Origin of the sequence: Pseudaminobacter soli (ex Zhang et al. 2022), assembly GCF_014595955.1 — a bacterium.
GTDB lineage: Bacteria > Pseudomonadota > Alphaproteobacteria > Rhizobiales > Rhizobiaceae > Kumtagia > Kumtagia pseudosoli.
Map to the genome: position 1 here is coordinate 164464 of NZ_JABVCF010000008.1, position 20843 is coordinate 185306.

Sequence of the window (20843 nt, forward strand, 5' to 3'; positions counted from 1 at the left end):
TGACCTCAGATCGTCCAGCCGCCGTCTATGGCATAGGCTTGGCCGGTCGTGTAGGTCGCGCCCGCCAGATAGACGGCAAGATCGGCAATTTCCTCGGCAGTTCCGATGCGCCCGATCGGCTGGCGCGCCACGAAGGCAGCGCGAGCGGCTTCGTAGTCCCCTTGCGCACGCAGCCGGTCCTGCAGCGACGGGCTGTCGACGGTGCCCGGGCAGATGGCATTGCAGCGGATGCCCTGCGCGACATAGTCGGCGGCGACAGACTTGGTCAGGCCGATCACAGCGGCCTTGGTGACGCCGTAGGCGAAGCGGTTGGGCACTCCCTTGGTGCTTGAAGCGACCGAAGCCATGTTGATGATCGATCCCTCGCCGCGCTCCAGCATGCCGGGCAGCACCGCTCGGATGGTGCGCACCATCGCCCGCACGTTGAGGTCGAAGGCGAAATCCAGGTCGGAATCCTTCATTTCGAGGATCGACCCTGAATGAACGTAGCCAGCACAATTGAACAGCACGTCGACACGGCCGATCTCGGCGACGAGAGCGTTCACGGCTGCATCGTCGAGCACGTCCAGCCGGCGGGTGGCGACCCCTTCCTGGCCGCGGAGCTTCGCCAGTTCGGCTTCGTTGATGTCGGTGGCGTAGACCATCGCGCCTGCTCTTGCGAAGGCGAGAGCGCTCGCCCTGCCGATGCCCTGGGCCGCGGCCGTGACCAGAACGGTCTTGCCCTCGAGTGTGTCCTTCATGAATGAGCCCTCCCCACTTTTGTAGTACCTGGCGTGGTGCAGCCGCGGCATCATCCCTGCCATAGCATGGAGGAACCGCCTCCGCGATGTCGATCGGTGGGTATGCTCGCGGGTTCATGAACGAGGGCGATCTTCCGCGCGGCATTGTTGGCGGTAGCGGCAGATCGAACCATGCGCTAGATAACTCCCTTCCCGAGTGCGAGGACGGAAATGGCCGCGACAGCCGAGGACCTGATCGACCGACGCCGGCTGCGGCGCAAGGTTACCTTCTGGCGCGTGTTCGCCTTGGCTGTCGCCGCGCTGGCGATCATCGGCATCGCCTGGGCGCTCTATGACGGCGGGGCCGCCGGCAAGTCGGTCGACCACATCGCCAAGGTGAAGATCGAAGGGACGATCCTGGAAGACGAGGATCTGCTCCAGCTTCTGGAGGACCTTCGCAAATCCCCGACCGCGAAGGGGGTGATCGTGTCGATCGACTCTCCCGGAGGAACGACGGCGGGCGGCGAGGCCATCTACGAGGCGGTTCGCGCCGTCGCGAAGGAAAAGCCCGTGGTTGCGCAGGTCGGCACGCTCGCCGCCTCCGCGGGTTACATGATTGCCAGCGCCTCCGACCAAATCGTCGCCCGCCAGAGCTCGATCGTTGGCTCGATCGGCGTGCTGGCGCAGATCCCCAACTTCTCCAGACTAATGGACAAGATCGGCATCAGCGTCGACGAGGTAAAGTCTTCTCCGCTGAAAGCCGAGCCCTCGCCCTTCAATCCGACTACCGAAGAGGAGCGCGCCATGCTCCGCTCGATGATCATGGACAGCTACAACTGGTTCATCGGCCTCGTCGAGGAGCGCCGGCCGCTCTCCCGCAGCGAAGTGCTGGCGCTGGCCGACGGCTCGGTCTTTACCGGCAGGCAGGCGCTTTCGCGCAAGCTGGTGGACCGCCTGGGCGGGGAAAAGGAAGCGATCGCGTGGCTTGGCGAAAAGGGCGTCTCGGCGGACCTGAAGGTGATCGAGTGGAAGCCGAAGAAGAAGGGATACAGCCTGCTTTTCGGCAGCGACGTCGGTAAAGCGATCGGCAGTCTGATCGGCTTGCCGGGTGCCGGTTCGGACCTGCTTCGCGAGACTGGAGCCGACCGCTTGTTCCTTGACGGCCTCATATCCCTCTGGCACCCTTGAAATTGGGTGGGGTCTTCGGGAATTGAATAATAACGTCAGCATAGTTTCAGAAATATTGGCTGGAGGGGTCAGCGCTTATGATCAAGTCGGAGCTTGTACAAATAATCGCCGCTCGCAATCCGCATCTTTTCCTTCGCGATGTCGAAAACATCGTCAATGCCATATTCGATGAGATCACAGAGACCCTGGCCGAGGGTAATCGGGTGGAACTACGCGGCTTCGGCGCTTTCTCGGTCAAGAACCGCCCCGCACGCACCGGCCGCAACCCGCGCACGGGCGAAACCGTTGAGGTCGAGGAGAAGTGGGTGCCCTTCTTCAAGACCGGCAAGGAACTGCGCGAGCGCCTGAACGCAGAGAAGTAGCGGCCACACAAGGCCGTCAGTCACGGAAATCCATGATCAATCGCATCGTCCTCGTCGTCATCCTCGTTCCGCTGGCGATCATCCTGATCGCGCTTGCCGTGGCCAACCGCACTCTCGTGGCCTTCACGCTCGACCCGTTCAATCCCGGCAATCCAGCGCTGACGACAGAGATGCCGCTGTTCTTCCTCATCTTCGGCGCGCTTGCCATCGGCCTGATCATCGGCAGCTTGGTTACGTGGATCAGGCAGGGCCGCTACCGCAGGCAGGCAAGGCAGAAGGCGCTCGAGGCCCAGGCAGCCCGCGAGGCGGTAATGCGCCAGCACCCCCAAGGCACGGCGCTGGCCAGGACCGGGGCGTGAGACCGGCTGGGCTATCGGTTACAGGTAAACATTCATGCGCATGATTTCAGCGGCCGAGGTCGACCGCAGCCTCAGCTTCTCGGGCCTGGTCGAGACGTTGAGAACCGCGTTCCGCCTCGGCGCGGTCCAGCCGGTCCGGCATCATCATACGATCGAGCGGCCGGATGGGGCGGCATCCACACTCCTGCTGATGCCGGCCTGGAGCGATTTCGTCGCGCTCGGCAACTCGGACGACGGGCATATCGGCGTCAAGATCGTCACGGTTTCTCCCGACAACAACGCGATCGGCAAGCCGGCGGTCATGGGCCTCTACCTGCTGCTCGACGGCAGGACGGGCGAGCCGCAGGCGCTGATCGACGGGCAGCGGCTGACGCAATGGCGGACGGCCTGCGCCTCCGCGCTGGCGGCCAGCTACCTGGCGCGCGAGGACGCCTCGAAGTTGCTGGTCATCGGCGCCGGCGCGCTCTGCCCGTTCCTCGCCAAGGCGCACTCGGCGGTGCGGCCGATCCGGGAAGTCCGAATCTGGAACCGCACTTTTGCCAATGCCGAGAAGGCGGCGGAGGCGCTTCGCGCGAACGGCCTCAATGCCATCGCCGTGGAAAATCTCGAAGCATCGCTCGGCTGGGCGGACATCGTCTCGTCCGCAACGATCACCAACGACCCGCTCGTTTCCGGGCAGAACCTCAGGCCGGGCACCCACGTCGATCTCGTAGGCGGGTTCACGCCGACCATGCGGGAGGCGGACGACGAGACGATCCGCCGCGCTCGCGTCTATGTCGACACCCGCGCCGGCGCCACCAAGGAGGCGGGCGACATCGTCCAGCCGCTGCAGTCCGGCGTGCTGAAGTCCGACGACATCGTGGCCGACCTGCACGAACTGACCCGAGGCCAGAGACAGGGCCGGCAGAGCGACGACGAGATAACCCTGTTCAAGTCGGTCGGAGCTGCTCTGCAGGACCTCGCGGCGGGCATCGCCGTCTACGAGGCGCTTTCCGGTTGAGCGTGCCCGGTTAAGGCTGCATATCGCCCCCTCTCCGTCTCGGGCTAAAGCCCTCGACACCTCTCCCCCACTTAGTGAGGGGAGAGGACGGGCGTCCAGCCTGGCTTCCGTCCGCTCCCGCGGTACGGGGGAGCGGTGCCGAGCGCAGCGAGGCGGAGAGGGGGCATTTGATCGAGCCCTAACTGAAGCCCATTCCCATTTCCGAGAAGCGCGCCGGCCGACCCGCTAACCCGAGATTGGTGCCCAGTGTTCAGTTGCGACCCGGTGGTCGCTGTGCCAAAAGCCCCTCACCGACGGAGAAGCACCCGCTTGAAGCCCACGCGCGAAAAAGTCCATGCGAGCCGTCCGCAGCCGTCCGGGCGCGCGGGCGAGACCCGCAGCGCGCAACGCGCGGAACAGCGTTCCACTCCCGCCAATGCAGGTTTGCGACAGTCGCCCTCGCCTGAACGGCCCATCCCTTCTCGCAGACAAGGATCGCTGCCCGCAGAAAGACTGCCGGTCATCCTCGAGGTCCTGCCCAATGAGGACTACGCGCTGCTCGACAGCGGCGACGGCCAGAAGCTGGAGAAGTATGGCGCCTATCGCATCGTCCGGCCGGAAGGCCAGGCGATCTGGCGCAGGGCACTCGGCGAGCAGGAGTGGCAGAAGGCGGACGCCATCTTCACCGGCGACACCGACGAGGAAGGGCTGGGCCGCTGGCGCTTTCCGAAGCGGCCGCTCGGCGAGACATGGCCCATGCGCCACGACGGAATCGATTATCTCGGCCGCTTCACCAGCTTCCGCCATGTCGGCGTGTTTCCAGAGCAGGCCACGCACTGGGACCACATGGCCGGCCTGATCGAAAAGGCGCGGCGGCCGGTCAAGGTGCTCAACCTCTTCGGCTATACCGGGCTGGCTTCGCTTGTCGCGGCGAAAGCCGGAGCAGAAGTCACGCATGTCGACGCCTCCAAGAAGGCGATCGGATGGGCGCGCGAGAATCAGCAGGTAGCTCGGCTCACCGACAAGCCCATCCGCTGGATCTGCGAAGACGCGATGAAGTTCGTGGAGCGGGAGGAACGTCGCGGCAGCCGATACGACATCATCCTGCTCGATCCGCCGTCCTACGGGCGCGGTCCCAAGGGCGAGGTGTGGCAGTTCTTCGAGGACGTGCCGCGTCTGGCCGACCTCTGCCGCTCGATTCTCACTCCCAAGCCGCTCGCCGTCGTGCTCACTGCCTATTCGATCAGGGCCTCGTTCTTCGCCATCCATGCGGTCATGCGGGACACCTTCGCCGGCATGGGCGGCACGGTGGAATCGGGCGAACTGGTGATCCGCGAAAAGGGCGCGGGCCGCGCCCTCTCGACCTCCCTTTTTTCCCGATGGATCGCGCCGTGAACGAGGACAGGAGCAGAGCGCCCGGACGGGTGAAGGAGGTCACCAGCCTTTCCAATCCGCTGGTGAAGGACCTCAAGGCACTGGCGCTGAAGAAGTTTCGCGATCAGCAGCACGCCTTCATCGCCGAGGGCCTGAAGCTGGTGATCGACGCCCTCGATCTCGGCTGGCGCATCCGCACCCTCGTCTTCGCGAAATCCGCGCTGGGCAATGCCGCGGTCGAGAAAGTCGCGGCCCGCACGATCGCAGCCGGCGGCGACGTCCTCGAGGTCTCGGAAAAGATCCTCGCTGCAATCACCCGGCGCGACAACCCGCAGACGGTGATCGGGGTATTCGAACAGCACCTTGCCAAGCTCGACGGCATCAGGCCGAAACCGGGCGATGTGTGGGTCGCTCTCGACCGGGTCCGCGATCCCGGCAATCTCGGAACTGTGTTGCGCACGGTGGATGCGGTCGGCGCCAAGGGCGTCATTCTGATCGGCGAAACGACGGACCCGTTCGCGTTGGAGACAGTCCGCGCCACGATGGGGTCCATCTTCGCGGTTCCGATCGCCCGCGCCACGCCCGAGGCCTTCATCACTTGGCGAAAGCACGTTGCCGGACTGGTAGTGGGCACCCATCTCAAGGGCGCGGTCGACTATCGCAGCATCGACTACGCGGAGAAGCCGGTGCTGCTGCTGATGGGCAATGAGCAGCAGGGGCTGCCGGACAACCTCACGGATGCCTGCGACCGGCTCGTGCGCATACCGCAGGCAGGGCGTGCGGACTCGCTCAACCTTGCCGTCGCCACGGCCGTGATGCTTTTCGAGATCCGCCGCTCCGCACTGAAGCTGTAGACTGAGGGACCATGACTGCAGGACGCATCTCCTGGCCGATCTATGCCGTCATCGTGGCAGTCGGAATCGCGCTCGACCAGTGGATCAAGTGGCTGGTCGAGACGAGGCTTACCTTGCACGAAGCGGTTGAGGTGCTGCCGTTCCTGGCGCTCTACCGCACCTACAACACCGGCATCGCCTTCTCGATGCTGTCCTCGTTCGGCGACAAGGGCCTCATCGTCATCTCGGTCGGCGTCATCGCGTTCGTGCTCTACCTTGCCGCCCGCTCCGAGCCGGGACAGGTGCTTGCCCGGGTAGGTTTTGCCCTCATCATTTCCGGCGCCCTGGGCAACCTCATCGATCGCTCGATCTACGGGCATGTGGTGGACTATATCCTCTTCCACACGCCGGTCTGGTCGTTCGCGGTATTCAATCTGGCGGACGCATTCATTTCCGTCGGCGCAGCGGCGATCGTGCTGCAGGAACTCCTCGCCTGGCGCGAGACAAAGCAGGCGGCTGGCACGGACGAGTAGGTTAACCCGCCACCCCTCCCCTAAAGGTGCGGAAAAGCTCCGCGCATCAGGTTTCGGAGCGCCACTTTCAGCGGAAAGCTAAAATCCGAACAATTTGCGGAAAAGTTCGGGAACGACGCGGCCGCTAAAATTGCGGCATGACGGCTCCCTTGGTCCACACTTCCCTTGCTGGCGAAAGCGTTGATGGCGGATCGATCCTGCCTGTGACGAGGCAGGCCAGGCCTGCTCCTTCTGCGCTTCCAGAGCCGGCTCCGCGAAAGACTCTGCCGAGCTTCATCGTAATGACGGCCTTCGGCATGGCTGCCCTCTCTTCCATTCTCCAGGCCCCGATCGTCGCCAGTCTCGGGTTCTTCATGCTCGGCCTAGCCGGGCTTCTGGTCCAGGCTCGCCGAAGCCCCGCACAAGTGCGGGCGGGCGCCTCCCCCCAGAACAGCGCTCCGGCCGCTCGGCTCGAATCGCTTGCGGACCGCATGTGGGAATTGCACGAAAGCGAGGAGCACTTCCGCGGGCTGATCGATGCGCTCGGCGATCTCGTCATCCATCGCGACCGCGACGGCCGCATCGTCCATGCCAACAAGGTGTTCGCCAAGTTGATCGGACGAAGGCCGGAAGAAGTTGTCGGGCAGCGGCTCGCGGACCTCGGGATCGAGATCGGAGTGGTGCCGGACGCCGCCTTCTCGAACGGGGAGTGCCTGAGTTCGACCGACGTGGCGATCAACACTCCCGATGGAACGCGGTGGTTCTCCTGGATCGAGCTTTCGGCGCGCGACACTGCCAGCAAATCCGTGTCGCACCGCGCCATTGCCCGCGACATCACCGCCCGTAAGCGGGCCGAACTCGCGCTTATCGGCGCCAGGGAGCGCGCGGAGTACGCGAGCCTGGCGAAATCGCGCTTCCTCGCAACGGTGAGCCACGAGATCCGGACACCCATGAACGGCATCATGGGAATGGCGAAGCTGCTTGCCGACACCAGCCTGTCGGCCGAGCAGCGGACCTATGTGGGGGCGATCTCCACGTCGGGGAGCGCCCTCCTGGCGCTCATCGAGGATCTTCTGGATTTCTCCAAGATCGAGGCCGGGCGCTTCGTGCCGGAGCCCCAGCCGATCTCGCCGCGGGAGCTTGTGGAGAATGTGGTCGAACTCCTCGCGGCACGCGCCTATGGCAAGGGGATCGGGCTCGGCTGTCACGTCGTACCGGACGTGCCCCATAGCATCACAGCCGATCCCGGCCGACTGCGACAGGTCCTGCTAAACCTGGTCGGCAACGCGATCAAGTTCACCGACGCCGGCGGAGTTCTCGTCACCGTGACGCTCCGCCCCGATGCCGCCGGCCGGGAGATGGTACGCTTCGCGGTGGCAGACACCGGACCCGGGCTCAGGCAGCAGGATCTCGAGCGCATATTCGAGGAGTTCGAGCAGGGGGACACCAGTTCGACGCGCGAGCATGGGGGTGCCGGACTGGGGCTCGCCATTTCCCGGCGCATCGTCGAGGCGCTGGGCGGGACCATATCCGTCACAAGCGATTTCGGCCTCGGCTCCGAATTCGCCTTCGAGATACCCGCCTCGGAAGCATCCGGATCGGGACTCGCCCGTGGCGCCGTCCTCGAAGGTCATCGCTCTGTCATCCTTTCCCGCAACGAGGTGGAATGCGAGGCGATCGCGCGCACCATCCGCGCCTATGGCGGCTCGGTCGAGGTGGTCTATTCGATCGATCAAGCCGTCGAGTTGAGCGGGCCGATGGACGCATTGCTGATCGATGCGGCGCTTGAATCCACCGATGGCAAGCTTCTCAGGCGGCTGAAGCAGGCTGGGTTTGCCAGCAGCCATCCGATCACCCTGATCGCCCCTACCGATCGCGGCTCGCTCGGGGATTTCCGCGCCAGCGGGTATGCCACCTTCCTGGCAAGGCCGGTGAGAGGAGAGACGCTTCTTCGCGTCCTGGTCGCGGGTGCCGCCAGTTCCATATTGGTCCCGATCGCATCCACTCGCCCCGGCCCGCGCAGCCGAACGGCGCGGGTGGCCGGGCTCTCGGTCCTGCTTGCAGAGGACAATGAAATCAACGCCCTACTCGCACGCACCACCTTGCAGAAGGCGGGGCACCGGGTGGAGGTGGTGACCAACGGCAAGGCCGCGGTGGAGGCGGTGTCCGCAGTGAAGAGCCGGTACGACATGGTGCTCATGGACCTCCACATGCCGGTGATGGACGGGCTCGAGGCAATCGCGCTGATACGGCGACATGAGGAGGAAAGCGGCTTGGCGCCCCTGCCCATACTCGTCCTCACGGCGGACGGCCAGGAAAGAACCCGCCACGATGTGCTGGCCCATGGGGCAAGCGGCTTCGTGACCAAGCCGCTCGACCCCGATGCTCTCGTGCACGCCGTCGAGGAGGGCGCCACTTAAGCGATCTTTTGCTCTGTTAGGAGTGGCTTGAGCCGACCGCTTCCCACCGCTATCGTTCACATACCTGTTGCAGAGCGGCACTATGCGTGCGCAAGGCCCTGTCGCAGGAGAAGCAAGGTGCAGGCAGTTTCATCCGCAGTGAGCACTCCACCCGACCCTGAGACAGTGGTGTCTGGGCTTTCCCCAGTCGGGATCGCCGGACGGACTCTCGGCAGGATCGGCTCCCTGGAGGCTCGGCTGGCCTGCAGCGAGGCGGAAATCGAGGCCGCCCAGGAAGTGCGCTACAGAGTTTTCTACGAAGAACTGGGGGCGAAGGCCAGCCGGCTGCAGGCAGCGGAGCGGCGCGACGCAGATCGGTTCGACGCGGTCTGCGACCATATCCTCGTCTTCGATCATTCGCTGGCCGCGCCCGAGCACGAACGAATCGTCGGCACCTACCGCGTTCTCACCCAGGAAGGGGCGGCGCTTTGTGGCGGCTTCTATTCGGAGGACGAGTTCGATCTGGCCGGCCTGATCGAGAGAAACCCGGGCAAGCGGTTCCTGGAGCTTGGGCGCTCCTGTGTACTTCCGCAGTACCGGTCCAAGCGCACGATCGAGGCTCTTTGGCAGGCCATCTGGGCCTATGTGCTCCATCACAAGATCGATGTGATGGCCGGTTGCGCCTCCTTCCACGGGACGGTACCCGCGGCCCATTCGGAAGCCCTGTCCTTCCTCGCACAGAGCTTCCGGACGGAGCCGGAATTCCAAGTCAGCGCGCTTCCAGAGCGCTACCGCTCGATGGACCTGGTGCCGCCCGAGGCCATCAACGCAAAGGCAGCGTTCGCCCGCATGCCGCCGCTGATCAAGGGATATCTCCGCCTCGGCGCCCGGATCGGCGACGGATGCGTGATCGACCACGACTTCGAGACGGTGGACGTGTTCGTGGTCTTGGCGGTGAGCGACATCCGCCAGCGCTACATCAGCTATTACACGGCCGACGAAGGCGCATACGTCGCATAGAGGAAGCGAGCCCCCGCCAGGCGGCTTGGCCGCCCTATCCGAGGTCCTTCGGATGGCGGCCGGGGCGAGCGCGATAGGCCGGTATGCTCCAGCCGTATCTGAGCGCACTGCCGCGTACAGCGAATGCCGCTGCAAACGCCAAAATGGCTGAAGCGTACTCCGGAAAGCCGGCCATGTCGGAGAGGGTGAAGACCGTCGCGCCGGCCAGGGCGGCGGTAACGTAGATTTCGGGCCTGAGCAGCACGGACGGTTCGTTCGCCAGGAGGTCGCGCATAATGCCGCCGAAAGTCGCCGTCAGCATGCCCATGACGATCGCAACGACGGGAGATCCGGTGGCGGTCAAGCCCTTCGCCGCGCCCAAGGCCGAGTAAGCGGACATACCGATGGCATCCAGCCAGAGCAGCAGCCGGTATCGGGATTCCAGCCTGTGCGCGCCCAGAAACACGAGGATCGCCACGGCCGCGCAGACGAGCACATAGGTATGGTCGCGTATCCAGAAGACCGGCAGCCCGAGGATCACGTCGCGCACCGTGCCGCCGCCAATGCCGGTCACGCCTGCGAGGAAGAGGAAACCGACAAGATCAAGTTGCTTGCGCGAGGCGGCGAGCGCGCCGGTCGCGGCAAACACCGCGACTCCGGCATAGTCGAGAACATGCAGCGGGGTCATGGCCACTGGATCGCATTGGGCATTCCCGCAAAAAGGCCGCGGGACGGTGGTCGCGTCAACCCCCTGCGGCTAGGCCATGAGCCGAATTGTTCGGGTGACCGATTCTCGTCTCAGCCTTCGGATTGCCCGCTCTGCTCGGCTTCCGCCGTAGCATCGCTGCCGCCGTTCTTGGGGCCGCCCTTCGACACGCCGACCATCGCCGGACGCAGCACACGCTCGCCGATCGAGTAGCCTGCCTGAACGACCTGCACCACGGTATTGGCCGGGACGTCCGGATTCGGCACCTCGAACATGGCCTGATGGAAATGGGGGTCGAACTTCTCGCCGGCCGGGTCCAGCTTCTTCACGCCATGGCGCTCCAGCGCCGAGAGCATCGAGCGCTCGGTCATCTCGACGCCTTCCGCCAATGCCGCGAGACCCGGATCGGCCGCCTTGGCCTCCTCGGGGACTGCCTCAAGCGCCCGCTGCAGATTGTCGGAAACGGTCAGCATGTCGCGCGCGAAATTGGCGACGGAGTAATTGCGGGCATCGTGGATCTCGCGTGCGGTACGCCGCCGCAGGTTCTCCATCTCCGCCGCCGCCCGAAGGACCTTGTCCTTCAGTTCCTCGTTCTCCTTCATGAGCCGCACCAGCGCCTCATAGTCGCCGTCCTGGGTGTTGGCAGCTTCGGGCGCCTGTCCGTTGGTCGCGTTCTCCTCTGGCGCGTGTTCGTCCTTGGTCTGCTCGCTCATCGCATCCTGTTCCTGCAAACTCACTCCTTGGAGATGCGGCGGATATCGATCCTGCTACTTCGAAAATCAAGGGGCAGGGCCATTTGCCTGCAATTCAGAGCCCGAAAGCAAAGTTCGTTAGACTTTTAGATAAATTTTACCATGAGCGGCCACGCTGCAGTGCGTACAGGAACCATTCGGAATGGGTCGAGTTTCGCTGAAGCAACGGGTTACCGGGACAATGACGAACCAGGAGACAAATAATCCTATAAGGCTCGAGATGGAATTCCGCCGCCAGATGCGCAGCGGGCAGATGAGCCGGTTTGTCGGGACGTTGCCGGTATACACGGTGGAGCCGGAAATACCGGACCGTTTCGTCAGACTGCTGGAGGAACTCGATCGTGCCTGCGCAGAGCAGGACGATCTGGAAGAACTCGGCGGGCGCCGAGCGCCCACCAGGAACTGAGCGGCCGGCGTTTTCCAAACGCCGGCCTGCGCTCTTGGTCAGGCAGCCCGCCGCCCCTCCGATCTTAGAGTCTCGCCATACGAGATCTCGGTGCCGAGCACCCTCAAACACTCCCTCATGAAAGCAGCAAGCCCCGGCCAGCCCTTTCCGGAAACAAGGTTTCCATCGACATGGGCGCCGGTCGGGGGAACGTCGATGTACTTTCCGCCAGCCAGCGTCACCTCCGGCTCGCAATACTGTAGCGCAGCCACTTCCCGTCCGCGCAGGACACCATCCACGGCCATCAGGATCTGCACGCCGTGGCAGATAGTGAAGATCGGCTTGCCGGCCTCGTGGAAGTGGCGAACGAACGCCTGCACGCGCTTGTCGATGCGGATGTATTCGGGTCCGCGCCCCCCGGCGCAGTAGACGGCGTCGTACTCGGCCGGGTTCACCTCCGAAAAGGTCTTGTTCAGGTAGCAGTCGTGGCCGAGCTTCTCGGTATAGGTCTGGTGACCCTCGAAATCGTGCAGGGATGTCTTCAGCACGTCCCCGGCCTTCTTGTCCGGGCACACGACATGCACGGTGTGGCCGACCGCATGCATGGCCTGCTCGAACACGAAGATCTCGTATTCCTCGCTGAAGTCGCCGACCAGCATCAGAATCTTCTTCCCAGGCATGATCTTTTCCTCCCGATCGCCAGAGTTATTTCGAAACTCGTAATAATCAGGCTATCGTAAGTTCAGGATTGACGCAGGGGAAGAGCGAATCCGCTCCTGGGCACCTTCCGGAACCCTTGATGGGTGGTCAGTTTGCGGGTCGCCGCCGCCAGGAGTATTTTTCCGTCGTACCGGAAGACTGAGACGTCGGCTGGTAATACACACCCAATCCGCCCACCCGTCCTTCCTCAAGGCGCCGGATCAGAACGGGGTTAGTCACCTCGAACTCGTCGAAGCCGAGGCGAAGCATGTGAGGAAGCTGGTCGACGAGTACCTGGCCGGTGGCGCGGATCGCACCCTCGAAGTCGTAGCGGCTCCTCAGGAGCTCGGCCTTGGAGAAGCTGCGCCCGTCGTTGAAGGCCGGGAAGGCAAGCGCCAGGAGGGAAAGATCCTCGAGCAGGTCGGCAACGCGCTCCACCGGATCGCCCGGTTGCAGCAGCACGCCAAGGCGTTCCTTGGCGGAGCGGCGCTGCGTCCGGTCGAGCGCGAGAAAGGCAGCAAGCGGCAGGATGAAACGGCCGTTGCCGGCGAGCGCCTCGGCACTCTCGGCATGGGTCCATTCGTCTTCCTTGAAACCCGCAGGGGTCCAGAGGCGCGGCTGAGGCGCTGGCTGTTCAGTCATGCAATGCGAAGTCCTAAAGCGAGGAGTCTGTGAGCGATTGCTCGAGACCCGTCAAATGGATTCCGCACTCGGTCTTGGCGGAACCCGCCCAGCGTCCCGAGCGCGCGTCTCCGCCTGGCTGGGCGGGAAGGGTGCAGGGGAAGCAGCCAATCGAAAGATAGCCGTAGGCGACCAGCGGATTTTCCCGAAGCGCATATTTTCGCATGTAGTCCGCCAGATCGGATGTGCCCCAGCCGGCGAGCGGATTTATCCTGTAGCGTGGCCCGATCTTTTCGAACACGGGCATGCGCGAGCGCGTACCCGACTGGAAGCGCTTGCGGCCGGTGAACCATGCCCCGAAGGGCTTCACGGCTCGCGCCATCGGCTCGACCTTGCGCACTTCGCAGCATGCGTCGGTATCGGTGTGGTGCAGGTTGCCGTCCGGATCGACGCTCTCCAGCACCTGCGGATCCGGATGGATGACCTGGATGTTCGTCAGCCCGACATCCGCTGCTAGCGCGTCCCGGTACTGAAGCGTCTCGCCAAAATGTTTGCCGGTGTCGAGGAACAGCACCGGCAGGTTGCGATCGATCTCGGCGATCATGTGCAGGAGGATGGCCGAATCGGCGCCGAAGGAGGACACCGCGGCAATACCGCCAAAATCCTGTTCCAGCGAACGCGCGATCACCTCCTGCGGCGGCAGCGAGCCATAGAGCGTCTCGAGCGACTCTGCCCTGTCCAGGATCTCGGAGGCGTCAAGCAGCCTTGGATTCGGCACCATAGAGCGCCTCCTTGAATGGAGCGGCGCCGACCCTGCGATAGGCGTCCAGGAATTTCTCGTTCGGATCGAGCCGCAGGCCGAGATAGGTCTCGACGACGGTCTCAATCGCGTCGGTGATCTCGTCCGGGCCGAAGCCGCGGCCGATGATCTCGCCGATCGAGGTATTCTCGTCTCCGGAGCCGCCAAGGGTCACCTGGTAGAGCTCCGCGCCCTTCTTCTCGACGCCGAGGATGCCGATGTGGCCCACATGGTGATGGCCGCAGGCGTTGATGCAGCCGGAGATCTTCAGCTTCAGTTCGCCGACTTCGCGCTGGCGCTCCAGCGAGGCGAAGCGCCGCGAGATGTCCTGGGCAACCGAGATCGACCGCGCGTTGGCCAGCGCGCAATAGTCGAGGCCCGGGCAGGCGATGATGTCGCTGATGAGGTTTGAATTGGCCGTCGCCAGTCCGATCTCCGCCAGAGCGTCGTAGACCTTCTTCAGGTCGGCGCGCGCCACATGCGGCAGGATCAGGTTCTGCTCGTGGCTGACGCGGATCTCGTCGAACGCGTAGCGCTCGGCGATGTCGGCCACCGCGTCCATCTGGCTGTCGCTGGCGTCGCCCGGCACTTCGCCGATCCCCTTCAGGGAGATGGTCACTGCGGCATAGTCGGGAATCCGATGCGTGGTGACGTTCTGGTCCAGCCATTCGCTGAAGGAGTGCGAGTCAAGCCGCGCCTGCTTGACAACATCGTCGCCCTCCAGCCGGGCCGGCAGCTTCGGCGGCGCGAAATAGGCCTCGATCGCGCGGATGTCCGCCTCAGGCAGCGTCAGTTGACCGTCCTTCAGGTGCGCCCATTCGGCCTCGACCTGACGGGCGAACTCTTCCGTGCCGGTCTCGTGGACGAGGATCTTGATGCGCGCCTTGTACTTGTTGTCGCGGCGTCCGTAGAGATTGTACACGCGCAGGATCGCGGTGACGTAGGAGAGCAGGTGCTCCTCCGGGAGAAAATCCCGGATCTTCTTGGCGACCATTGGCGTGCGCCCCTGCCCGCCCCCGACATAGACGGCAAAGCCTAGGCTGCCGTCAGGACCGCGCTTCAGGTGCAGGCCGATATCGTGCGTCTGTATCGCAGCCCGGTCGCGCTCCGCACCCGTGACCGCGATCTTGAACTTGCGGGGCAGGTAGGAGAATTCAGGATGGACGGAGGACCATTGCCGAAGGATTTCGGCGTAGGGCCGCGGGTCGGCCGCTTCGTCGGCGGCAGCCGCAGCGAAGTGATCGGCGGTGACGTTGCGGATGCAGTTGCCGCTGGTCTGCAGGGCATGCATCTCGACCGAAGCCAGATCCTCCAGGATCGCCGGTATGTCGGAGAGCGCCGGCCAGTTGAACTGGATGTTTTGCCGGGTCGTGAAGTGGCCGTAGCCCTTGTCGTACTTGCGGGCGATGTGGGCCAGCATCCGGAGTTGCCGCGGATTGAGCGTGCCATAGGGGATGGCGATCCGCAGCATGTAGGCGTGGAGCTGCAGATAAACCCCGTTCATCAGGCGCAGCGGGCGAAACTGCTCCTCCGTCAACTCGCCTGAGAGTCGGCGCTCCACCTGGTCACGGAACTGCGCGACGCGGGCGGATACGAACTCGTGGTCGAACTCATCGTAGCGGTACATTCTTGTTTTCCGTCAGTTCCGAAGCCTGTTCATGCGGCCGTGCGGGCCTGCTTGCCGAGATCAAGCCGGATCGTCGGACCGGCCGCCTTGATACGCTCGCGCAGCCGGATCGGGATAATCGAGCCGTCCACCAGCTCGACGTCGATAAATTCGAGATCAATCACCTGATTTGCGGCAACGGCAGCCTTGGCGGTCCGCTCCAGCTCGGCCTCCGCCTGCTTGTCGGCGGCGACCTCCGCCGCCTGGATGGTCTCGGCCCACACGCCGTTGGCAGACAGCCAGACTGCCTCGCCGTCGGTCAGCCGGTTCGCAGCCGCAACCTTCATGCTTGATGTTCCTCTTTCTCATGTTGGCGGCTTGTCTCGCGCCGCGCAGACAGCGGCTCCGACCGCGAGAAATCGGCACCGGCGACGGCGTCGCCAATGATCGTCATCACCGGACCTTCGAGATCATCCCGTCCCTGAAGCGAGGGCAGGTCCGCCAAGATACCATGGAAACGGCGCCGTGTCGGCAGGCTGGCGTTCTCGACGACGGCAACCGCCGTGTCCGGCGACAGCCCGGCGCCGATCAGCCGGCCCGCGACATCGGCCGCGACGGAGCGGCCCATATAGACGGCGACGGTCGCGCCGGAGATCGCCAGCTTCGCCCAGTCCGGAAGCGAGTTACCCTTGAGATCGTGGCCGGTGGTGAACACCATCGAGGAAGTGACGCCGCGCAGAGTCAGCGGCAGCGCGAAATCGGCAGCAGCGGCAAAGGCCGAGGTGACGCCCGGCACCACTTCGAATGAAACACCCGCATCGCGCAGCGCCTGCATCTCTTCGCCGGCACGGCCGAACACCAGCGGGTCGCCGGACTTCAGGCGCACCACGCGCTTGCCCTCGCGCCCGAGCCGCACCAGCAGCGCGTTGATCTCGGATTGGGTCTTGGAGTGGCAGCCCTTGCGCTTTCCGACAGGCAGGCGTTCGGCATCCCGACGCCCCATCGACACGACCGCCTCTGGAACCAGGGCGTCGTACACGATTGCGTCGGCTTCCATGAGGAGGCGATGAGCGCGGAGCGTCAGCAGGTCCTCGGCGCCCGGACCGGCGCCGACCAGCGCGATATGGCCGGCCCTCGGCTTGGCCTCGATCAGCAGCCGCGCCGCAGCTTCGCGCGCTTCCGCCTCGTCGCCGTCCGCAACCGCGCGGGCTGGCGCGCCAGCGAAGAAGTCGTGCCAGAACGAGCGGCGGGCGACGCCCCTGGGAATGAACTTCTCTGCCGCCTCCCGGAACGAGTTCGCCAGTCCGGCAAGGGCGCCGAGCGACGGCGGCAGCAGTGCATCGATGCGCGAGCGGACGATCTGCGCCAGGACCGGTCCGGCGCCCTCAGTGCCGATTGCCACGGCGAGCGGTGCCCGGTTCACGATCGCGGGCGTATAGAAATCGCAGAGATCCGGCCTGTCCACCGCGTTGACCGCGATCCTCAGCCTGCGCGCATCCTGCGAGATGCGGCGGTCGAGAGCGGCGTCGCCGGTCGCGGCGAAAACCAATGCAGCATCGCGGAGGTGAGCAACGTCGTATTCCGCCTCGACGAGCGTCGCACCGTGTTCTGCGGCCCAATTGCGGAGAGCATCCTCCGCCGCGTCGGCAACGATCACCAATTCCGCGCTCGACTGCCCGAGCAGACGCGCCTTCGCCAGCGCCTCGTCGCCGCCACCGACAATGACGACCTGCCGTCCCTCGACCTTGAGGAAGACGGGAAAGGCGTTCAGCTTGTTCTCCAAATGCCGCATGTCGCGCAGGTCGTCCTCGCTTGAACCGGCATGTTTAGAGGGTCAAGCTGCGATCCAGAAGAAACCCACTCGCGCCACGCTCTGCGGCCACGGATCGGTTTTCCGTGGCCCGCAGGCACAAAGGCATTTTATTCCGCCGCGTCTGTTTCGACCTACAGGTTGCTGATTTTTGGGCTGGACAACCGACTGGGGCCGGCAAGACGGATCCAGGCTAGACCTCGATCGTCTTCAGCCGCTCTGCGACCAACCGGGCAAGCCGGCGGGCGACCTCCTCCTTGCTCATCTGAGGCCACTCCTCGACGCCTGCGGTCGAGACGATGCTCACCCGGTTGAGGTCGCCGCCCATCGCCCCGCCCTCGGCGCTCACGTCGTTCGCGACGATCAGATCCGCGCCCTTCTTCTTGAGCTTGGCCTTGGCATTGGCGAGCAGGTCGTGCGTCTCCGCGGCAAAGCCGATCACAAGGTAGGGTCGCTGGCTATCATGGCCAATAGTGGCGAGAATGTCGGGATTCTCGACCATTCGCAGCACGGGCGGTTCGGCGCCCGGCTTCTTCTTGATCTTCTCGCCCGCCGCTGCCTCGCTTCGCCAATCGGCAACTGCGGCAACGAAGATCGCGGCATCGGCCGGCAGTTCGGCACGGACGGCTTCCATCATCTCGCGGGCCGTTTCCACGTGGACGGCATGCACAGTCGCAGGATCGGAGGTGCCAACGGGGCCGGAGACTAGACGCACCTCCGCGCCGAGTTCGGCGAGCGCAGCCGCGATCGCATGGCCCTGCTTTCCGGAGGACCGGTTGGCGATGTAGCGCACGGGATCGATCGGCTCGTGCGTCGGCCCCGAGGTGACGATGATCTTTTTTCCAGCCAGCGGACCGGGAGATGGAGAAAGCAACCGCTCCACCGCGGCGACAATCTCCAGCGGCTCGGCCATGCGGCCCTCACCTGCCTCCCCGCGCTCGGCCATCTCGCCGCGGTTCGGCCCGACAAAGGCAACGCCGTCCCGCTCGAGGGTGGCCCGGTTGCGCTTCGCCGCCGGGTTGGCCCACATGCGCGGGTTCATGGCCGGCGCCATCAGCACCTTCTTGTCGGTGGCGAGCAGGATGGCGGAAGCGAGATCGTTGACCAGCCCGTTGGCAAGCTTCGCCATCAGGTCGGCCGTTGCCGGCGCCACGACGACCAGATCGGCCTCCCGCGACAGGCGTATATGACCGACGTCGTGTTCGTCGTCGCGATCGAAAAGCTCGGTGAAGACCCGATCCGCCGTCAGCGTGCCGACGGATAGGGGAGTGACGAACTCGCACGCCGCCTTTGTCATCACGGCCCGAACCGCCGCCCCCCGCTCGCGTAGCCGGCGAATGAGGTCGAGGGACTTGTATGCGGCAATGCCGCCGCCGACGATCAACAAGACGCGCTTGCCGGAAAGGGTCATGGGGCTACTTCCCACGGGTTTATCACCTTGATCCCGCACTCCTGGAAGTCATCGGTATTTCTTGTGACAACGGCAAAGTCGTGCCGGCGTGCAATCGCCGCGATCTGCGCATCAAACTCACCGATCTGCCTGCCAATGCTCAACCTATGCGAGACAAGTTCTGCAAAGTGCTCGGCCTCCCGCCCTCCGAAGGCCAGCACAGGCGTTCGCAGCCGGTCCTCGAAGAAAGTTCGTAGGGCGCTGCCCAGAATCTGCTTGCGCCTGCCCTCGGGCATTACGGCTAGGCCGAGCAGTGACTCGGCCTTGCTGACAGATGTTACATAGAGTTGAGCTGGATCAGCGGCCTCCAGCCAATATTCGACCGCCGGTTCAGGTCGGGGCCTGAACAATTCCGATACGACGTTGGTATCGAGGATGAACATATCTACTCGAAGGTCGGCGGTTCGCGCATCTTCTTACTGCGCGGCGGAATTTCAAGTTCAAAGCCGCCGTGCGGTTCCACGAGCTTGCGGATCGAGCGATACCAGTTCTCCCCCGAGCCTGTTCCGGGGATACTCCCTTCGGAAAGGACCTCCTTCCTGAGGATCAGTCGAACTTCCTGCTCCATGGAGACGCCATGCTTGGCGGCGCGAAGGCGCAACGCCTGTTTCGTTTCTTCATCGAGGTTCCGGATCGTCAGGGCAGCCATGGCATCATGATCTCGTAGCAGCCTGCAACCTATGCAGTGCTAGCATTGCAGTCAACTCGGGGTTACGACAGCTGCCACGCCAAATAGATCAGCGTTGCGGCAATCACCCAGACCGCCACCCTGCCCCATCGGGTCGCTTCCGCCTTTGCCCGGCCCATCGCGTGGGCGGTTTCCTTTTCCAGCCGAACGCCCTCTTCGACCATGCGGTCGATCTCGCGGCTCAGATGCTCGGTGCGGCGGAGCAGTTCAGGCGCTTGCCTCGCGAGGGCTATCAAGGCGTTCACGCCCTCGCGCGCGTCTGACAGGATGCCACGCGGTCCGAGATTCTCGCCGATCCAATGGCCCACCACCGGCTCGGACGCCTTCCACATGTTGAAGGTCGGATCGAGGTTGCGGGCAACGCCTTCGACCACCACCATCGTTTTCTGCAGCAGGACGAGTTCCGGCCGGGTCTGCATGTCGAACAGTTCGGTCACCTCGAAGAGCAGCGTGAGCAGCTTGGCCATCGAAATGGTCTCGGCAGGCTGGCCATGGATCGGCTCGCCGATCGCCCGGATCGCCTGGGCAAACGACCAGACATTGTGGGCGTGCGGCACATAGCCCGCCTCGAAATGTACTTCGGCGACGCGCACATAGTCGCGGGTGATGAAGCCGTAGAGGATTTCCGCAAGGAAGCGGCGCTCCTTCTTGCCGAGCCGCCCCGAGATGCCAAGATCGACCGCGACGATGGTGCCATCCGCCTCGACGAACAGGTTGCCGGGATGCATGTCGGCATGGAAGAAGCCGTCGCGCAGCGTATGGCGCAGGAACGACTGCACCAGCGCGACCGCAATCGCCTGCAGATCGTGGCCGGCGGCGCGAAGCGCATCGATGTCGCTCATCTTGATGCCGTCGATCCACTCCATGGTGACGACGTCGCGACCGGTGCGTTCCCAATCCACGGACGGAACGCGGAAACCCGGATCCTCGGAGGTGTTCTCCGCGAGTTCGGAGATTGCGGCTGCCTCCAGCCTGAGATCCATCTCAATGCGGGTGGTCTGGGCAAGAATTCGCGTGACCTCGACAGGACGCAACCGTCGCGACGAGGGGATGAACCGCTCCTGCAGGCGGGCGGCGAGGAAATAGCTCTCCAGGTCACGGTAGAAGGCGCGGCGCACCCCCGGCCGGATAACCTTGACAGCCACCTTGCGAATCACGCCGTCCTTCAAGACCTCGCCGGGGTGCACCTGAGCGATCGAGGCAGCGGCGACCGGCGACCCGATGCTCACGAACAGATCCTCGATGGGACGGCCAAGCGACGCCTCGATCTCGGCGACCGCCAGTTTCTGCGGGAAGGTCGGCATGCGGTCCTGCAGCTTGGCGAGATCGATCGCGACCTCGTCGCCGACCACGTCGGGACGGGTGGCGAGGAACTGGCCGAGCTTCACATAGGACGGGCCCAGCCGCGCGACGGCTTCGGCCAGCCGCTCCGTTCGGCCGAGCCCCCTTGCGCTGCGGCGCGTGAGGATCTTGGAAAGGCGCCAAGCCAGGCGCGGTGGACCGGATAACTCCTCGCCTGGCAAGGCCGCGAACACGCCTTCCCGCATCATGACCCAGCCGGCCCTGACGAGCCTGAATGCCGCCCCTACAGAACTCATCCCAG

23 protein-coding genes are annotated in these 20843 nt (G+C 64.4%); 10 read left to right on the forward strand and 13 right to left on the reverse strand.

All coding sequences use genetic code 11. The features are described 5' to 3' along the window. Positions 1 to 5 precede the first annotated feature (5 nt). Positions 6 to 740 carry an SDR family oxidoreductase gene (locus tag HUI96_RS16170; RefSeq protein ID WP_188255702.1) on the reverse strand — a complete coding sequence of 245 codons (735 nt, stop codon included), beginning with the start codon at positions 738 to 740 and terminating at the stop codon, positions 6 to 8. Between the two features lie 210 nt (positions 741 to 950). Between HUI96_RS16170 and sppA the strand changes: the two genes are divergently transcribed. The 9 genes from sppA (at position 951) to HUI96_RS16215 (ending at position 9745) form a co-directional block, all read left to right on the forward strand. Then, on the forward strand, positions 951 to 1907 hold the full coding sequence (sppA, locus tag HUI96_RS16175; protein WP_188255703.1) for a signal peptide peptidase SppA: 957 nt from the start codon (positions 951 to 953) through the stop codon (positions 1905 to 1907). 77 nt (positions 1908 to 1984) lie between these two features. Next, complete coding sequence (locus HUI96_RS16180; RefSeq protein WP_188255704.1) at positions 1985 to 2269, forward strand: integration host factor subunit beta; 285 nt, start codon at positions 1985 to 1987, stop codon at positions 2267 to 2269. 32 nt (positions 2270 to 2301) lie between these two features. After that, positions 2302 to 2628 carry a lipopolysaccharide assembly protein LapA domain-containing protein gene (locus tag HUI96_RS16185; RefSeq protein ID WP_188255705.1) on the forward strand — a complete coding sequence of 109 codons (327 nt, stop codon included), beginning with the start codon at positions 2302 to 2304 and terminating at the stop codon, positions 2626 to 2628. A 34-nt stretch (positions 2629 to 2662) separates the two neighbouring features. Continuing rightward, positions 2663 to 3628, forward strand: a complete 966-nt coding sequence (locus tag HUI96_RS16190; protein WP_188255706.1) for an ornithine cyclodeaminase family protein — start codon at positions 2663 to 2665, stop codon at positions 3626 to 3628. 423 nt (positions 3629 to 4051) lie between these two features. Further along, a complete protein-coding gene (locus tag HUI96_RS16195) occupies positions 4052 to 5002 on the forward strand; it encodes a class I SAM-dependent rRNA methyltransferase (RefSeq protein ID WP_237684169.1) in 951 nt (316 codons plus the stop codon). Continuing rightward, on the forward strand, positions 4999 to 5835 hold the full coding sequence (locus HUI96_RS16200; protein ID WP_188255708.1) for a TrmH family RNA methyltransferase: 837 nt from the start codon (positions 4999 to 5001) through the stop codon (positions 5833 to 5835). The genes HUI96_RS16195 and HUI96_RS16200 overlap by 4 nt, the downstream gene beginning before the upstream one ends. Positions 5836 to 5846: 11 nt before the next feature. After that, positions 5847 to 6347 carry a signal peptidase II gene (lspA, locus tag HUI96_RS16205; RefSeq protein WP_188255709.1) on the forward strand — a complete coding sequence of 167 codons (501 nt, stop codon included), beginning with the start codon at positions 5847 to 5849 and terminating at the stop codon, positions 6345 to 6347. 137 nt (positions 6348 to 6484) lie between these two features. Next, the gene (locus tag HUI96_RS16210; RefSeq protein WP_188255710.1) at positions 6485 to 8746 is read left to right on the forward strand and encodes a response regulator; all 2262 of its coding nucleotides are present in this window, start codon (positions 6485 to 6487) and stop codon (positions 8744 to 8746) included. A 168-nt stretch (positions 8747 to 8914) separates the two neighbouring features. Next, positions 8915 to 9745, forward strand: coding sequence for a GNAT family N-acetyltransferase (locus tag HUI96_RS16215; RefSeq protein WP_337918401.1), 831 nt, complete (start codon positions 8915 to 8917; stop codon positions 9743 to 9745). A 34-nt stretch (positions 9746 to 9779) separates the two neighbouring features. Here HUI96_RS16215 and HUI96_RS16220 read toward each other — a convergent pair whose 3' ends face one another. Beyond that, positions 9780 to 10412, reverse strand: coding sequence for a trimeric intracellular cation channel family protein (locus tag HUI96_RS16220; RefSeq protein WP_188255711.1), 633 nt, complete (start codon positions 10410 to 10412; stop codon positions 9780 to 9782). Positions 10413 to 10522: 110 nt separating this feature from the next. Then, on the reverse strand, positions 10523 to 11143 hold the full coding sequence (gene grpE / locus HUI96_RS16225; protein ID WP_188255712.1) for a nucleotide exchange factor GrpE: 621 nt from the start codon (positions 11141 to 11143) through the stop codon (positions 10523 to 10525). Positions 11144 to 11402: 259 nt separating this feature from the next. On the opposite strand from grpE, the gene HUI96_RS16230 reads away from it, so the two are divergent. Then, a complete protein-coding gene (locus HUI96_RS16230; RefSeq protein WP_237684160.1) occupies positions 11403 to 11588 on the forward strand; it encodes a hypothetical protein in 186 nt (61 codons plus the stop codon). Positions 11589 to 11626: 38 nt separating this feature from the next. On the opposite strand, the gene HUI96_RS16235 is transcribed toward HUI96_RS16230, so the two are convergent. The 10 genes from HUI96_RS16235 to ubiB form a co-directional block, all read right to left on the reverse strand. Then, positions 11627 to 12247 carry a DJ-1/PfpI family protein gene (locus HUI96_RS16235; RefSeq protein WP_188255713.1) on the reverse strand — a complete coding sequence of 207 codons (621 nt, stop codon included), beginning with the start codon at positions 12245 to 12247 and terminating at the stop codon, positions 11627 to 11629. A gap of 127 nt (positions 12248 to 12374) precedes the next feature. Next, complete coding sequence (locus HUI96_RS16240) at positions 12375 to 12908, reverse strand: DUF934 domain-containing protein (RefSeq protein WP_188255714.1); 534 nt, start codon at positions 12906 to 12908, stop codon at positions 12375 to 12377. Positions 12909 to 12921: 13 nt separating this feature from the next. Next, complete coding sequence (locus HUI96_RS16245) at positions 12922 to 13668, reverse strand: phosphoadenylyl-sulfate reductase (protein WP_188255715.1); 747 nt, start codon at positions 13666 to 13668, stop codon at positions 12922 to 12924. Further along, positions 13643 to 15313, reverse strand: coding sequence for a nitrite/sulfite reductase (locus HUI96_RS16250; RefSeq protein WP_188255716.1), 1671 nt, complete (start codon positions 15311 to 15313; stop codon positions 13643 to 13645). The genes HUI96_RS16245 and HUI96_RS16250 overlap by 26 nt, the downstream gene beginning before the upstream one ends. A gap of 29 nt (positions 15314 to 15342) precedes the next feature. Beyond that, entirely contained in the window at positions 15343 to 15639 is a 297-nt protein-coding gene (locus HUI96_RS16255; protein ID WP_188255717.1) for a DUF2849 domain-containing protein, read from the reverse strand. Beyond that, complete coding sequence (cysG, locus tag HUI96_RS16260; RefSeq protein WP_188255718.1) at positions 15636 to 17084, reverse strand: siroheme synthase CysG; 1449 nt, start codon at positions 17082 to 17084, stop codon at positions 15636 to 15638. Before cysG ends, HUI96_RS16255 begins: the two co-directional genes overlap by 4 nt. 211 nt (positions 17085 to 17295) lie before the next feature. Continuing rightward, positions 17296 to 18513 (reverse strand): bifunctional phosphopantothenoylcysteine decarboxylase/phosphopantothenate--cysteine ligase CoaBC, encoded by a 1218-nt coding sequence (gene coaBC / locus HUI96_RS16265; RefSeq protein ID WP_188255719.1) that lies wholly within the window; start codon positions 18511 to 18513, stop codon positions 17296 to 17298. Next, on the reverse strand, positions 18510 to 18935 hold the full coding sequence (locus HUI96_RS16270; protein ID WP_188255720.1) for a type II toxin-antitoxin system VapC family toxin: 426 nt from the start codon (positions 18933 to 18935) through the stop codon (positions 18510 to 18512). The genes coaBC and HUI96_RS16270 overlap by 4 nt, the downstream gene beginning before the upstream one ends. A gap of 2 nt (positions 18936 to 18937) precedes the next feature. Continuing rightward, positions 18938 to 19201, reverse strand: a complete 264-nt coding sequence (locus HUI96_RS16275) for a FitA-like ribbon-helix-helix domain-containing protein (protein WP_188255721.1) — start codon at positions 19199 to 19201, stop codon at positions 18938 to 18940. Between the two features lie 62 nt (positions 19202 to 19263). Continuing rightward, positions 19264 to 20838 (reverse strand): 2-polyprenylphenol 6-hydroxylase, encoded by a 1575-nt coding sequence (gene ubiB, locus HUI96_RS16280; protein WP_188255722.1) that lies wholly within the window; start codon positions 20836 to 20838, stop codon positions 19264 to 19266. Between the last annotated feature and the right edge of the window lie 5 nt (positions 20839 to 20843).